General features: G+C 64.5%; 13 protein-coding genes and 1 tRNA gene. 9 read left to right on the top strand and 5 right to left on the bottom strand.

Annotated elements, in window-relative coordinates:
• Positions 1 to 23: 23 nt before the first annotated feature.
• Entirely contained in the window at positions 24 to 401 is a 378-nt protein-coding gene (locus SAS01S_RS14610; protein ID WP_066809664.1) for a nuclear transport factor 2 family protein, read from the bottom strand.
• Positions 402 to 626: 225 nt separating this feature from the next.
• On the opposite strand from SAS01S_RS14610, the gene SAS01S_RS14615 reads away from it, so the two are divergent.
• Entirely contained in the window at positions 627 to 1,223 is a 597-nt protein-coding gene (locus SAS01S_RS14615) for a hypothetical protein (protein ID WP_157082829.1), read from the top strand.
• A gap of 154 nt (positions 1,224 to 1,377) precedes the next feature.
• On the opposite strand, the gene SAS01S_RS14620 is transcribed toward SAS01S_RS14615, so the two are convergent.
• The gene (locus tag SAS01S_RS14620; RefSeq protein WP_245656916.1) at positions 1,378 to 1,989 is read right to left on the bottom strand and encodes a cation efflux transmembrane domain-containing protein; all 612 of its coding nucleotides are present in this window, start codon (positions 1,987 to 1,989) and stop codon (positions 1,378 to 1,380) included.
• A 721-nt stretch (positions 1,990 to 2,710) separates the two neighbouring features.
• On the opposite strand from SAS01S_RS14620, the gene SAS01S_RS14625 reads away from it, so the two are divergent.
• Positions 2,711 to 4,342 (top strand): SulP family inorganic anion transporter, encoded by a 1,632-nt coding sequence (locus SAS01S_RS14625; RefSeq protein WP_084239046.1) that lies wholly within the window; start codon positions 2,711 to 2,713, stop codon positions 4,340 to 4,342.
• Positions 4,339 to 4,968, top strand: a complete 630-nt coding sequence (locus SAS01S_RS14630) for a ParB-like protein (RefSeq protein ID WP_066809669.1) — start codon at positions 4,339 to 4,341, stop codon at positions 4,966 to 4,968. The genes SAS01S_RS14625 and SAS01S_RS14630 overlap by 4 nt, the downstream gene beginning before the upstream one ends.
• Before the next feature lie 74 nt (positions 4,969 to 5,042).
• On the opposite strand, the gene SAS01S_RS14635 is transcribed toward SAS01S_RS14630, so the two are convergent.
• Positions 5,043 to 5,119 (bottom strand) — tRNA-Pro (locus SAS01S_RS14635).
• A 212-nt stretch (positions 5,120 to 5,331) separates the two neighbouring features.
• Between SAS01S_RS14635 and yajC the strand changes: the two genes are divergently transcribed.
• From yajC to SAS01S_RS14660, 5 genes are read left to right on the top strand one after another with little or no spacing between them, the layout of a single operon-like run.
• Positions 5,332 to 5,676 (top strand): preprotein translocase subunit YajC, encoded by a 345-nt coding sequence (gene yajC, locus SAS01S_RS14640; RefSeq protein ID WP_066809696.1) that lies wholly within the window; start codon positions 5,332 to 5,334, stop codon positions 5,674 to 5,676.
• A complete protein-coding gene (secD, locus tag SAS01S_RS14645; RefSeq protein WP_066809675.1) occupies positions 5,676 to 7,301 on the top strand; it encodes a protein translocase subunit SecD in 1,626 nt (541 codons plus the stop codon). The genes yajC and secD overlap by 1 nt, the downstream gene beginning before the upstream one ends.
• A gap of 13 nt (positions 7,302 to 7,314) precedes the next feature.
• The gene (gene secF / locus SAS01S_RS14650; RefSeq protein ID WP_066809677.1) at positions 7,315 to 8,289 is read left to right on the top strand and encodes a protein translocase subunit SecF; all 975 of its coding nucleotides are present in this window, start codon (positions 7,315 to 7,317) and stop codon (positions 8,287 to 8,289) included.
• The gene (locus SAS01S_RS14655; RefSeq protein WP_066809679.1) at positions 8,289 to 8,660 is read left to right on the top strand and encodes an Mth938-like domain-containing protein; all 372 of its coding nucleotides are present in this window, start codon (positions 8,289 to 8,291) and stop codon (positions 8,658 to 8,660) included. Before secF ends, SAS01S_RS14655 begins: the two co-directional genes overlap by 1 nt.
• Before the next feature lie 58 nt (positions 8,661 to 8,718).
• Positions 8,719 to 9,945, top strand: a complete 1,227-nt coding sequence (locus tag SAS01S_RS14660; protein WP_066809681.1) for a DUF3089 domain-containing protein — start codon at positions 8,719 to 8,721, stop codon at positions 9,943 to 9,945.
• On the opposite strand, the gene SAS01S_RS14665 is transcribed toward SAS01S_RS14660, so the two are convergent.
• Both SAS01S_RS14665 and SAS01S_RS14670 read right to left on the bottom strand, forming a co-directional pair.
• Positions 9,932 to 11,101: a glycosyltransferase gene (locus tag SAS01S_RS14665; RefSeq protein WP_066809684.1), complete on the bottom strand. Its 1,170-nt coding sequence runs from the start codon at positions 11,099 to 11,101 to the stop codon at positions 9,932 to 9,934. The two genes, SAS01S_RS14660 and SAS01S_RS14665, sit on opposite strands and share 14 nt — an antisense overlap.
• 50 nt (positions 11,102 to 11,151) lie before the next feature.
• Positions 11,152 to 11,976 (bottom strand): class I mannose-6-phosphate isomerase, encoded by an 825-nt coding sequence (locus SAS01S_RS14670; RefSeq protein WP_066809686.1) that lies wholly within the window; start codon positions 11,974 to 11,976, stop codon positions 11,152 to 11,154.
• Between the two features lie 142 nt (positions 11,977 to 12,118).
• On the opposite strand from SAS01S_RS14670, the gene SAS01S_RS14675 reads away from it, so the two are divergent.
• Complete coding sequence (locus SAS01S_RS14675; protein WP_066809688.1) at positions 12,119 to 13,069, top strand: outer membrane protein assembly factor BamD; 951 nt, start codon at positions 12,119 to 12,121, stop codon at positions 13,067 to 13,069.
• Positions 13,070 to 13,121: the final 52 nt, after the last annotated feature.

Here is a 13,121-nt window from a genome sequence, read left to right on the forward strand (position 1 = left end):
AACGTCGATCCGTCCCAGAACACTCACGCGATCCGCTCGACGAGATGCGCACGCGAAGCGCCCGGTTCGAATCCCCCGGCGAAATACTGGGTTTCGTGCGCCACCAGCCCGTCGCGGAACTCCATGATGCTCACGACATAGGATGGCATGTCGTCATAGGTGAGGACGAACTCGGTGATCCATAGGTCGCCGCTGCCGATGATCCGCCGAACCGCGAAACGCTTCTTGCTGGGCTGAACGTACCGGCTCTCCCGGATGTTGTGCCGGCCGCGAATCCGCTCGCCTGACTGCGGATAATCGAGCGTTGCGTCCTCGTGGTAGATGTCATGTTCCGCCGCGAAATCACCGGCGTCTGAGGCGTGCCAATGGCGTTCCAGCGCGGCTCGCGCGGTTCGATCCATCTCGACCTCCTGTGCTTCTGGAGTGATACTGGCGTAACGATCAAGTTGCGCGGCTTGGCGTCGTTTGGCGGGTGCGGACTTGGCAGAACAAGGTGAAGCCCAAAAAAATAAGCGGTTGTTGCACGTGTCGCCGACGATATTGTTCTTGGGGTATCTTGCTTAACCATGTTCGGAAACGTCTAAAATACGTGCCTGCCGTACACTAAGTCCATGATCCGCTTGACCATGTTCATCGTACTCGGGCTCGCCGCCGCTCCGGCAATTGCAAGGGACGACACGCCGCTGTCGCCGGTCGGACTACCCTTCAGCCCGGCCACGCCGCGTGTTGTTCCTACGGATCATCCTCTGCATGGTTCGATCACATTGGTCGGCATCGATGCGCTGCCGGACAAATTGGGTCCGGTTAAACGCGACGCCTTCGCGGCGGCGGTGACGGATACACTGAAGCGGCTCGACATGCTGGCCGCCGATCCCAGCAAGGCGCGCTTTCGGCTCACACCGACCTGGATCGGGCTGGATTCTCCATTCCGCATTTCCGCAACCAGCCGCGCGGCTAGTCATTTGGTGTGGCGCCTGACGCGGGTCGATGACGGACGTACCATTTTCGAGCGGGAGATCACGACCTCCGTCCAATCGAGCGGGGGATCGGCGCCGGAGCGAAAGAGGGGCGTCGAGCGTCTTTCCTTGATGAGCAACATCGCATCCGTTGCTCTATGCCTCGACAAATCAGCTTATGGCCGCGCACCGGCCGATTGTGCTCTGACGCCCGGCTTCAGCTACCGGGCGCCGTCCGTCCCGATGATCATTTTCCTGCGGCGCTGAACTGGGGGCAATCGTCGCCTTCAACCGGATGCGCGGCGTCGGGGCCCAATTCGTGAGCGAACCAGGCGACCGCCAAAGTGGGCCCGGGAAGGCCGGCTACGAAAGCACCGAGCGGGGGTACGATCATCATCATGCCTGATTGACAGCATGTTCATTAGGCCGCCGCGCCATGTTCATCGCGAGCGGCATTCCAAACTTCTCGTGCTGCGTCGGCATTGATCGCCGCGATGGCGAGTCCGACGATCAGATCGGGCCACGCCGAACACCACGCGAAGGCCGTGACTAGCCCCGCTGCGATCATCGCGACATTGGCCAGCGCATCGTTGCGAGCTGACAGGAACGCGGCTCGCGTAAGGCTTCCGCTATGATGGCGGTGTTTTGCCAGCAGAAACGCGCAAAACAGGTTGATCGCCAGCGCGCCGATCGCGGTGGTCGACAGCGCAAAGGGCGACGGCGCGACCGGCACGTTGAACTTTTCCCAAGCGGTCCACAACGTCGCGAGACCCGGTATTAACAGGATCGCCGCAAGCGCCATCCCGACGCGCGCCCGGTTCTTTGCCGTCCAGCCGAGCGCGATAAGAATCAGGATGTTGACTAGTGCGTCTTCGAGAAAATCGACGCTATCGGCGAACAGCGATACCGAACCGATAGTGAGCGCGACCGCGAATTCGACGCCGAATAGGCGAGGTTGAGGGTTGCGACCCAGGAAACGGCGCGCCGCAAAGGATGGTTCGGATGGCCGCTTTTCATCGCCAGGCGGTAGCAACGCCGTCAATCGATAGAAAGTAATATGGGTCGGCGTCGTCGCGATCCGCAGATACTCGAGAGCAATGACCGGTGGTTACCGGGAATATATCGGAAATCGCGAATATCCGGAACATTACGCATCGTTGCGTGCGTGCGGATCCTGCATGTGGATTGCGGAGGTGTGTTCCATGCCGCGCACTATCGGTGGCGAACCCAAATGGACTGCCGTTTCCGGGCCGCGGCCCAGCCCCTGCGGATCGGATCGTCGTTTTCGGGAGGCCGCCTCTCGATTTCGGCTTCCTCGTCGGGAGCCTCTCGCCGGTTCGCCAGATTCAGCTGTGGCGCCAATCGCGGGGAGTGGGCAGAGGTTCGTTGATACGGGCTCCAGCGAGCACTGGTTCTACTTTGCCACCGCCGTATTTTTCATAGCGACTGTCGCCACGGTCGGGACGTTGATTTGGCAGATCGCAAACGCGGTCAAATAACGGCCAACGGGCGCGGCGGGCGTGGCGTTGGATTACGGCGACACTTTACTAAAAGCAGAAAACGGCGCCCTCGCCCGCTGAGGCGTCACATCTGTTCTGATGCGCTATCGGCCTGCAGGCCCTGACCAGAGCGAACCCGCGCCATAGAGCGCGGGCCAGGGAGAGAGTTTGGGCGTCGTTGCTCATAGCAGCGTGCGCCCACCGTAATGCCTTCGCCCTTGTCAATCGTTACGATCGAGGTCCTAATCGCGGTCAATGCGCGCCAATGATCTGCCCAATGACCTGATCGCCGGACTATGCGTCGCCGGGCTGATGCTTCCCGAAGGGGTCGCTTATGCCGGCATCGCGGGATTGGCGCCGCAGCACGCGATATTCGCGGGGATTGCGGGCTGCCTCGCCTATGCCGTAGCCGGACGAAGCCGCTTTGCGATCGTCTCCGCGACCTCGTCCTCGGCGGCGATCCTGGCGGCGACATTGGCCGTCATGCCCTTGTCGGGCACCGATCGCGCTGCACTTGCCGCGATCGTCGTCGGGATTTCGGGGCTGTTGTTCCTCGCCGCGGCCGCGGCCCGGCTAGGCGGGTTGACCGGGTTCATCTCCCGCCCGGTGTTGCGTGGCTTTGCGCTGGGTATAGCGATTACCATCATTCTCCACCAGCTGCCGATCGTGACCGGCGTCGGCATCCCGGCGTCCGGCATTGTCGCGTTCTGCGTGGCGTTGGTCAGATCGGCGCCGGTCTGGCACGTCGCCAGTGTCGCGACGGGATTGACGGCGTTCGTCGTCCTTCTCGCGCTGCGCCGATATCCCGCAATTCCCGGCGCTCTGTTCGTCCTTATCGCCGGGATACTGGCGGCGCGCTGGCTTGGTCTTCAGGACCACGGCGTCGCGGTGGTCGGTGCCGTCGACACCGCCTTGTCGATGCCGTCGTTGCCGCGGCTCGGATGGTCGGATTATTCCCGGTTGGCGCAGCTCACCATTCCGCTTGTCCTCATCCTGTTCGCCGAATCCTGGGGCACGATCCGCACGATGGCGCTGCGCCATGACGACGCGGTCGATGCCAATCGCGAGCTTGCCGCGCTCGGTATCGCCAATCTCGCCAGCGCGCTTGTCCAGGGCATGCCCGTTGGCGCGGGTTTCTCGGCCGGATCGGCGAGCGAGGCGGCGGGATCGACCAGCCGGATGACCAGCGTCGTTGCCGCGATCGGCCTTATCGGCATCGTCCTGTTCGCAATGCCGCTGATCGCGACACTGCCCGAACCGGTATTGGCGGCGGTCGTGATCGCCGCGTTGATCCACGCATTGGACCCGGCCCCGATTCTTCGCCTCTGGCGGCTCGATCGCGACGAATATGTCGCCCTTGGGGCAGCGGGCGGCGTGCTGGTGCTTGGCGTGCTCGACGGCATGTTGCTGGCGATCGCCTTGTCGCTGGCCGCGTTGCTGCAACGTCTCGCGACGCCCCGGGTCGCCCGGCTGGGACGGCTTGCCGGAAGCCATGATTATGTCGATGTCGCTCGCCATGCCGACGCCGTCGCGCCGCCGCACATCGCGATCTGGCGTCCCACCGCGCCGCTATTTTTCGCCAATGCCGAGCGCATGCTTGGCCTAGTCGTGACGGGCATGCGCGCCGATCCCGCGACGCGCGCCGTCGTGCTCAGCCTCGAGGAAAGCTACGATCTGGACAGTACCGCGCTCGATGCTCTGATCGAGTTTGATGGCGCGATGGCGCGAAGTGGCTTTCGCGTGCAGCTCGCAAGGCTGCACGATCGCGCGCGTGACTTGATCGTCGCGGCCGGAGATAGCGATCTTGCCCAGCGCAGCAGTTACAGCGTCGATGACGCCATTTGTGCCGTGGAAGCGGCGATGCCAGAACAGGAGACCAAGGCGTGAGAGAGGATTTCGCACCGGCGCTTCATCCCGTGGAGCTTGCTTCCTTGCGGCCGACCCAGATGACGGTCGGATTACGGGAAGTTGATCGCAAGCGGGCCGAATGGCGCAAGCGCGCCGAGCGAGACGGCCCTGATTTCCTCGGCCGCCATATGATCCCGGTGATCCTGGGACCGAAGTCCGTGCCCTATGTGATCGATCATCATCATCTTGCGCGGGCTTTGCAGGAAGAAGGAGTCAGTCACGTCCTCGTCAGTGTCGTCGCCGACCTCCATTATTTGAAAAAGGCGGTCTTCTGGACGTTCATGGACAACCGGAACTGGCTGCATCCGTTCGACGCCGATGGTGTGCGTCACTCGCACGACAAATTGCCAAAACGGATCGGCGCCATGAAGGACGATCCATATCGCTCGCTTGCCGGAGAAGTGCGGCGATCGGGGGGCTATGCCAAGGACAGCACGCCGTATTCCGAATTCCTCTGGGCGGATTTCCTGCGTCGTCGGATCAGCCCGAAGCTTGTCGAAAAAGACTTCGAGCGAGCCGTTGGCAAAGCGGTGGAGGCGGCCGGACAGCAGGACGCCTCCTATCTGTCGGGATGGTGCGGGCGTTCGGAAGAGACGAACCGCTGAGCGCGCGTGGCAGCTATCGCGATACAGCATCGTACCGTAGCATGACTTTTTTGGGATAAGTCATCGAAGCAAATTGGTCGGGGCGACAGGATTCGAACCTGCGACCCCCACACCCCCAGTGTGATGCGCTACCAGGCTGCGCTACGCCCCGACCAGTGCGAACCCGCGCCTTATAGGTGCGGGCCGGAGCGGGCGCCTCTAAGCGCTTGCCGCGCGCGATGCAAGCGCTCTGGGCAAGCGCGCTGGCGCCGGGTGGCGGGACGTCGGCGACGTGTTGCACCGCGCCCCGCATGGTGATAGCGCGCGGCGCTTACGGTGGCGCCCTGACGGGCGCGTCAGCCATGCCCATTTTTCAGGATGCTCATGTTCATTCCTTCTGCTTATGCCCAGGTCGCCGGCGGCGCCGCTTCCGGTTCCGATGGTATCGCCATCGCGATGCAGTTCTTCCCCTTCATCCTGCTGTTCGTCGGCTTCTATTTCCTGATGATCCGCCCGCAACAGCGGCGCGCGAAGGAACTGCGCAACGCGATCGACGCGCTCAAGAAGAACGATCAGGTGATCACCTCGGGCGGGATCCTGGGCAAGGTCAGCAAGACCAGCGATAGCTATGTCGAGCTGGAAATCGCGCCCAACGTCAAGGTTCAGGTCGCGCGCGGCGCGATCACCGAGATCCTGTCGCCGACCACGGCCAAGCCGGCGAACGACTGATGCTCGATTTCCCGCGCTGGAAAGTCCTCTCGATCTTCGGGTTCCTCGCGGTGCTGATGGCGCTCGCGATCCCGAGCTTCTTTCCCGAGGACATGACCAAGAGTTGGCCGGTCCACCCGCGCATCAACCTGGGCCTCGATCTGGCCGGCGGCAGCTATCTGCTGCTCGAAGCGGATACCAGCCAGCTGGTCACCGACCGCGTCAATCTGATGAGCGACAGCGTCGCGACCGCGATGCGCAAGGCGCCGCGGATCGATATCGGCGACATCACCACCGACGGCGGCAAGGTCAGCTTCATGCTGCGCAATGTCGCCCAGCTGGAGGATGCGCGCCAGCGCCTGTCGCAAATGACCACGGGCGCACAGATGACCGGGCAGCGCGACTGGGACATCCAGGTGGTCGATTCGACGCGCTTCGTGATCACCCCGACCAAGGCTGGGGTCGACGAGGCGATCGACAGCGCGATGAGCGGCGCGACCGAGGTGGTGCGCCGCCGCATCGACTCGCTCGGCACGCGCGAGCCGACGATCATCCGCCAGGGGGCGACGCGTATCGTCGTCCAGGTGCCGGGCTTGCAGGATCCGACCGCGCTGAAGGCGCTGCTCGGCAAGACCGCCAAGCTCGAGTTCAAGCTGGTCGACACCACCGCCGATACCGCCAAGCTCGCTGTCGGGCAGTCGCCGATCGGTGACCAGATCCTGCCTTATCCCAGTGCCGCGGGTCGCGGTTTCCCGTATGTCGGTTATCCGGCGAACAAGCCGCCGGTCATCGCTGTGCGCCGCGCCGCGATCATCACCGGTCAGGACCTGACCGACGCGCGCGTCCAGAACGATTCGCAGACCAATGCACCGGTGGTGGCGTTCCAGTTCAACACCGAAGGCGGCAAGCGCTTCGCCAGGACCACGCAGGAGAACGTCAACAAGCCGTTCGCGATCATTCTCGACGGCTCGGTGATTTCGGCGCCCAATATCGAAGGACCGATCCTGGGCGGCAGCGGCGTCATCCAGGGCGGCTTTACCTTCCAGAGCGCCAATGATCTCGCCATCCAGCTCAAGTCGGGCGCGCTGCCCGTCGCGCTCAAGGTGATCGAGGAACGCACCGTCGGCCCCGAGCTCGGCAAGGATTCGATCGATGCCGGTATCAAGGCGTCGATCATCGCCGTGATCCTGGTCGTCGTTTTCATGCTGGTGACCTATGGCCGGTTCGGGCTCTATGCCAATTACGCCGTGGTCATCAACGTGCTGGTCATCATGGGCGTGCTCGCGGTACTCAACGGCACGCTGACCTTGCCCGGTATCGCCGGTTTCGTGCTGACGATCGGCACCGCGGTTGACGCCAACGTGCTGATCAACGAGCGCATCCGCGAAGAACGACGGCGCGGGAGAAGCGTCATGCAGTCGGTCGAGCTGGGGTATAAGGAAGCCAGCCGCACCATTTTCGAAGCGAACATGACTCACGGCATTTCGGGCGTCGTCATGCTGCTGCTGGGTTCGGGGCCGGTTAAGGGTTTCGCGGTCGTGCTGCTGATCGGCATCATCACCTCGGTGTTCACCGCGGTGACCTTCACCCGCATGCTCGTCGTCCTCTGGCTGCGGAAGCATCGTCCGCAGACCATCAACATTTAAGGGGCCGCACACCATGCGCCTGCTCAAGATCGTCCCCGACGATACCAATATCGATTTCGTCCGCCTGCGCTATTGGGCGTTCGGGCTGACTACCGTGCTGACCATCGCGGCGGTCGCCCTGGTGTTCATCCACCGCCTCAACATGGGCGTCGACTTTGTCGGCGGCATCATGATCGAAGAGAAGTTCATGGTCGCGCCGAGCGTGGACAAGGTGCGCAAGGTGGTCGACGACCTGAAGGTCGGTGAGGCGTCGCTGCAACAGGTCGGTGGCCCGACCACGCTGTCGATCCGCTTGCCGCGTCCGGAAAGCAGTGATCCGGCGGCGACCAACCAGGTGGTCGAGAAGGTCAAGGCGGCGCTGGCGGCGAATTTCGCGGGCGCGCAATTCTCCAAGCAGGACGCGGTGTCGGGCAAGGTGTCGGGCGAGCTCGTCTGGAACGGTATCCTCGCGGTCGTCGTCGCGGTGCTGCTGATCGGTCTGTTCGCGATCTTCCGCTTCGAATGGCAATTCGGCGTCTCGACCGTGGTCGCGATCATGCACGACGTGCTGATGACCCTGGGCTTCTTCGCGCTGACCCAGCTCGAATTCGACCTCAACATCGTCGCCGCCGTGCTGACGATCATCGGCTATTCGATCAACGACAAGATCGTCATCGACGACCGCATCCGCGAGAATATGCGCCGTTATCGCAAGATGGACATGCGCGAGATCATCAACCTGTCGGTCAACGAGACATTGCCGCGGACCGTGATGACCTCGCTGACCATCTTGCTCGCGCTGGTCGCGCTACTGATCTTCGGCGGGCACGTGCTGCGCGGCTTCACCGCGGCGATGATCCTCGGCGTGATCGTCGGGACGTATTCGTCGATCTACGTGTCGTCGTCGCTGCTGATCACGCTCGGCCTGCGCGCCGAGCCGACGCCGGACAAGCCGGGCAAGCCCAATGCGGCGACCGGGGCGGAGCGCGTCGGACCGGGCAACAACTGATGCGGATGGACCGCGCCCGCAGCGACGGGCCGGTCGTCTCTGGACTGAGCGCGGCCGGCTTTCGCGTCGACGACAATGTCTACCACGCACTGGCGATCACGCCCGAGCGCGCCGATGGCTGGACGCCGCCACCGCTGGCGGCGCTCGATCAGGGCGATCTCGAGCTGGTCCTGGCGCTCGACCCGCGCCCCGAATTCCTGTTGCTCGGGACCGGCCCGACGTTGGTCCGGCCACCGGTGGCGCTGGTTCGCGCGCTCGAGGCGCGGGGTATCGGCATCGAGGCGATGGACAGCCGCGCGGCGGCGCGCGCCTGGGGCATGTTGCGCGGCGAAGGACGCTGGGTCGTCGGCGCCTTCTATCCTGTGGCTTGATCCCGCTGCACTCTTAGCTAGGGTTCGCCCCGGGCATGGGAGCTAGGGGAGACATAGCATGAAGAGGTTGCTGTTCGTCGGCGCGCTGTTTATGGCGGTCGCCGCACCTGCGTTGGCGCAGACCGCGCCTGCAATGCCGGCCAGCGTGGCGCTGCCCTCAGCTCCTCCGCCGGTGATTATCCCTGCGCCCGATTACAACACCGACGCCGGCTGGCTTTGCCTGCCCGGCCGCCAGGATGCTTGTACGGTCGACCAGAACGTCACCGTCATCACTGGCGACGGCAAGCGCATGGTGGTCAAGTTCAAGGCTGACCCGGCGCCCAAATATGATTGCTTCTACGTCTATCCGACCGTGTCGCTCGATCCGACGCCGAACAGCGACCTCAATATCGGGCCGGAGGAAAAGCAGGTCGCGGCATCGCAGGCTGCGCGCTTCACCGCCAAGTGCCGCGTTTATGCGCCGCTCTATCGCCAAGTCACGCTGGCGGCGCTGCGCGACATCATGGCCGGCAAGGCGAGCGCCGCCGATCGCAAGCTGGCTTATCTCGATGTCGAGGCGGCGTGGCGCACCTATCGCGACAAATATCAGGTTGGCCGCGGCGTCGTGCTGATCGGCCACAGCCAGGGCGCGGGCATCCTCAAGCAATTGCTCGCCGAGGTGATCGAGAATGACCCCAGCCAGCGCCGGTTGCTGATCGCCGCCTATCTGCTCGGCACCAATGTCGCGGTGCCGGCGGGCGGCGATGTCGGCGGCGATTTGAAGCGGACCAAATTGTGCAAGGCGATGGATCAATATGGCTGCGTCGTCAGCTACGTGACCTTCCGCGCCGATTCGCCCCCGCCCGAGAATAGCCGCTTCGGCAAAGTACCGCAGCCCGGCATGGTCGCGGCCTGCGTGAACCCCGCGGCTTTGGGTGGCGGCAAGGCAGTGACCGATGCGATCCTCGGCGCCAAGGGCGCGGGGCTCGCCAGCGCGCCGATGGGGCCGTGGACCAGCGACAATGCGCCGGTCACCACCCCGTTCGTCTCGGTGCCCGGGCTGATCTCCGCCGAATGCGTGTCGAATGGCGGGTTCAATTATCTGGCGGTGACGGTGAATGCCAATCCCCAGGATCCGCGCACCGATACGATCGTCGGCGATGTCGTCGTCAACGGCGCGACGCTCAAGGATTGGGGGCTCCATCTGATCGACATGCCGGTCGAGATGGGCAATCTGGTCAGCCTCAGCGAATATCAGGCGGCATCCTGGCGCGGGACGCCGTTGGACCTGCCTAAGAAGAAGTGACCAGGGCTTTCAGATGATCGTACAGGCCGGCGGTGTTCGCTTCCCAGGTGAAGCGTTCGGCGCCGGCCCTGGCGGTCATCGGCGGCGTGTGGTCCGACAGTACCGCGGCAATGCCCGATGCGAATCCGGCCGGCGTGCGCCCGACGATCCGGCCATAAGCGCGTTCGGTCACGACTTCGGGCGCGCCACCGACATCGGGAATGACCACCGGAACCCCACAGGCGAGCGCTTCGACCCAGGCGTTGGCCAGGCCCTCATTCTCGGACGCCAGCGCCATTACATCGGCGGCGGCGAGCAAGGCCGCCATCTCGCCATGCGGCACCGCGCCGAGCAGACGAACACGATCTGCCAGTCCCAGCGCGGCGATCTTGGCTTCGAGTGCGCCGCGATAGGCGCCCTCGCCGGCGATCAACAGATGGACGTTGGGCAGCGCCGCGATCGCGTCGATGACGATGTCGTGGCCCTTGCGCTCGATCAGCGCGCCGGTCGACACGACCAGTGGCCCGCGAACCTTCAAGGCCGCCTTGGCTTCGCCGCGATCGCGTGGCGCGAACTGGCCGAGATCGACGCCGGTGCGATGGACGCGGATATGCTCGGCGGGCATCCCCATCGCCACCATGTCGCGCTTCATCGCGTCCGACACGGCGAGCAGCCCGCCGGCATTCTTGCCCGCGGCGCGGACCTGGCCTGCGGTCGCAGCGGCAGTGCCCCAGTGATGAATGTCGCTGCCCCGGGCCTTGATCGAGACGGGGACGCCGAAACGCCGCCCCAGCGCGACCGCGGCGGGGCCGTCGGGAAAGAAGAACGAGGCGTCGATCACGTCGAAGGCGAACTCGCGCCGCAGATCGGCGAGCAAGGGGGTCAGCGCGCGAGTCAGGAAATGGACATGGAGCCGCCCGGCCGTCCCCGGCACCGCGAGGAAACGGGGCCGATAGACGTCCACGCCTTTCCATTGCTCGCCGAGCGGAAGCGCTGCCAATTGGGCATGGCGGCCGCGCAATGCCAGCGGGAAGGGGGGCAGTCCGATTGGCGCCACCACGCGCAACTCGACATCGGGATGCGCTGCGAGGCCCAGGGTCTGGCGCTCGACGAACACCCCGAAATTGCGCCGGCCGGCGTCCGGGAACAGGGTCGAAAGCGTGAGGACGCGCAGCATCCGTCTGTCCTAAACCCAATATGGTTAATGAGGGCTAGCCTGGCCGAAGCTCAAATGCGCGTATCGCCCGGATAAGCGAACAGGATGTCGCTTCCTGCCGCGGCGTGGACGTGCGCCGTACCGCTCACCGTCGCGCATTCGCCGGCGCGCCACGCTACGCCGTCGGCTACCCCTTCGCCCTTGAGTGGGGTGAGCCAGCCGGTGACGCCGTCGGGCAGGGTGACCGTGCGATCGCCGCCGGTCCAGCGTTCGAGCACGAATTTCGGTCCCTCGCACAGGATCGTGCGGCCTTCCTCGACTTCGCCGACGATCGGCTTGGGCACGAACGGATTGGGATCGGCGACCTTCAACCCCGCATCGAGATGGAGTTCGCGGTCGCTGCCATAATCGTAGAGGCGATAGGTCAGGTCGACATTCTGCTGCACCTCCACCAGCGTGATCCCGCCGCCGATCGCATGGACGGTGCCGGCCGGCGAATAGAGGAAGTCGCCGGCCTTGACCGGTTTCCAATCGAGCATGCCGACGATCGATCCGTCGAGCGCGCCCTGGCGCAGTTTCTCGCGGGTGGTTGGCTCCTTGGTGCCGAGCGCGATCGTCGCGTCCGGTTCGGCGTCGAGAATCACCCAGCATTCATCCTTGCCGCGCGGATAGCCCGCCGCGCGCGCCGCTTCGTCATCGGGATGGTCCTGGACCGACAGCCGGTCGCTGGTGAACAGATATTTGATCAACAGATCTGGCGTGCCCGCGTCCGGAGTCTGGAACCATATCTCACCGACCGGGTCGCCGCCGGGCGCGGGATCGCTGAAGCCTGGCCATAAAGTGTGCCGGCCCCACGGCTTTTCGACGCGTTTGGTGGCAAGCAAGGTGGCGGTCATCGGTCAAAGCCCTCCCGGTTAGCGGTTTCAGGACGCGAACGCATGGACCCGGCGACCGATCCCACGTGCGCTAATGGCAACGCGACGAGCGGCGTAAAAGGATTGTTTGCGCCCCGCGCGTGCTGCGCTAAGACCACGCGCCATGCGTATTGCCAAGTCCCGTCCCGTCGCGTTCGCGCTTATCGCTCTCCTCGCTTTGCCAATGGCGGGCTGCGCCGGCCGCGGCGGCGGCCTGAAGAAGGGCGACGTCCCCTATATCGCGCGCGATGTCGGCACGCTCTACACGCTCGCCAAGACTCGGCTCGACCAGGGCCGCTACAAGGAGGCGGCGGTGCTGTTCGACGAAGTCGAGCGCCAGCATCCTTACTCGATCTGGGCGCGCCGCGCGCAGCTGATGAGTTCGTTCAGCTATTATATGGACACCGACTACACGCAGTCGATCCAGTCGGCGCAGCGCTTCCTGGCGGTCCATCCCGGCAACCGCGATGCCCCTTACGCTTATTATCTCGTCGCGCTGGGCTATTACGAGCAGATCGCCGACGTCACTCGCGACCAGAAGATCACCCAGCAGGCGCTCGACGCGCTGGGTGAGCTGGTCCGCCGCTACCCCAACACCAAATATGCCGCCGATGCCCGGCTCAAGATCGACCTGGTCCGCGACCACCTCGCGGGCAAGGAGATGGAGATCGGCCGCTTCTACGAAACGCGCGGCCAGTGGCTGGCGGCGACGCTCCGCTTCCGCGCCGTGGTCGACGGCTATCAGACCACGACTCATGTGCCGGAGGCGCTGATGCGCCTGACCGAAACCTATCTCGCGCTCGGCGTGCCCGAGGAAGCGCAGAAATCGGCCGCCGTGCTGGGCGCCAATTATCCCGGCACCGACTGGTACAAGCGCGCCTATAAATTGATGGAAGACCATCCCTATAAGCCGGCGACGCCGCTGGCGGCAGGCGAATTGCCGATCCCGGTCGGCTTCAAGGATGCCCAGCCGATCGCGCCGGGCACGCCGGGCGTCGCCGCCAAGGACGAAGGTCGCGGCTCGACCGGCACCAGCAACACCGGCGGCGCGGGCGGCGGCCCGATCCCGAAGTAAGATTGGTCCCTCCTGCTCATTAGCCCTCTCCCGCTTGCGGGTGCACCGGGTC

The organism is Sphingomonas asaccharolytica NBRC 15499 (assembly GCF_001598355.1).
Classification (GTDB): domain Bacteria; phylum Pseudomonadota; class Alphaproteobacteria; order Sphingomonadales; family Sphingomonadaceae; genus Sphingomonas; species Sphingomonas asaccharolytica.

Bases quoted from the DNA above. Each gene is read 5' to 3' on its own strand.
- SAS01S_RS14675 (WP_066809688.1), top strand. From the start codon at position 12,119: ATGCGTATTGCCAAGTCCCGTCCCGTCGCGTTCGCGCTTATCGCTCTC.
- SAS01S_RS14610 (WP_066809664.1), bottom strand. From the start codon at position 401: ATGGATCGAACCGCGCGAGCCGCGCTGGAACGCCATTGGCACGCCTCA.
- SAS01S_RS14625 (WP_084239046.1), top strand. From the start codon at position 2,711: ATGCGCGCCAATGATCTGCCCAATGACCTGATCGCCGGACTATGCGTC.
- secD (WP_066809675.1), top strand. From the start codon at position 5,676: ATGCTCGATTTCCCGCGCTGGAAAGTCCTCTCGATCTTCGGGTTCCTC.
- SAS01S_RS14660 (WP_066809681.1), top strand. From the start codon at position 8,719: ATGAAGAGGTTGCTGTTCGTCGGCGCGCTGTTTATGGCGGTCGCCGCA.
- secF (WP_066809677.1), top strand. From the start codon at position 7,315: ATGCGCCTGCTCAAGATCGTCCCCGACGATACCAATATCGATTTCGTC.
- SAS01S_RS14670 (WP_066809686.1), bottom strand. From the start codon at position 11,976: ATGACCGCCACCTTGCTTGCCACCAAACGCGTCGAAAAGCCGTGGGGC.
- yajC (WP_066809696.1), top strand. From the start codon at position 5,332: ATGTTCATTCCTTCTGCTTATGCCCAGGTCGCCGGCGGCGCCGCTTCC.
- SAS01S_RS14655 (WP_066809679.1), top strand. From the start codon at position 8,289: ATGCGGATGGACCGCGCCCGCAGCGACGGGCCGGTCGTCTCTGGACTG.
- SAS01S_RS14615 (WP_157082829.1), top strand. From the start codon at position 627: ATGTTCATCGTACTCGGGCTCGCCGCCGCTCCGGCAATTGCAAGGGAC.
- SAS01S_RS14665 (WP_066809684.1), bottom strand. From the start codon at position 11,101: ATGCTGCGCGTCCTCACGCTTTCGACCCTGTTCCCGGACGCCGGCCGG.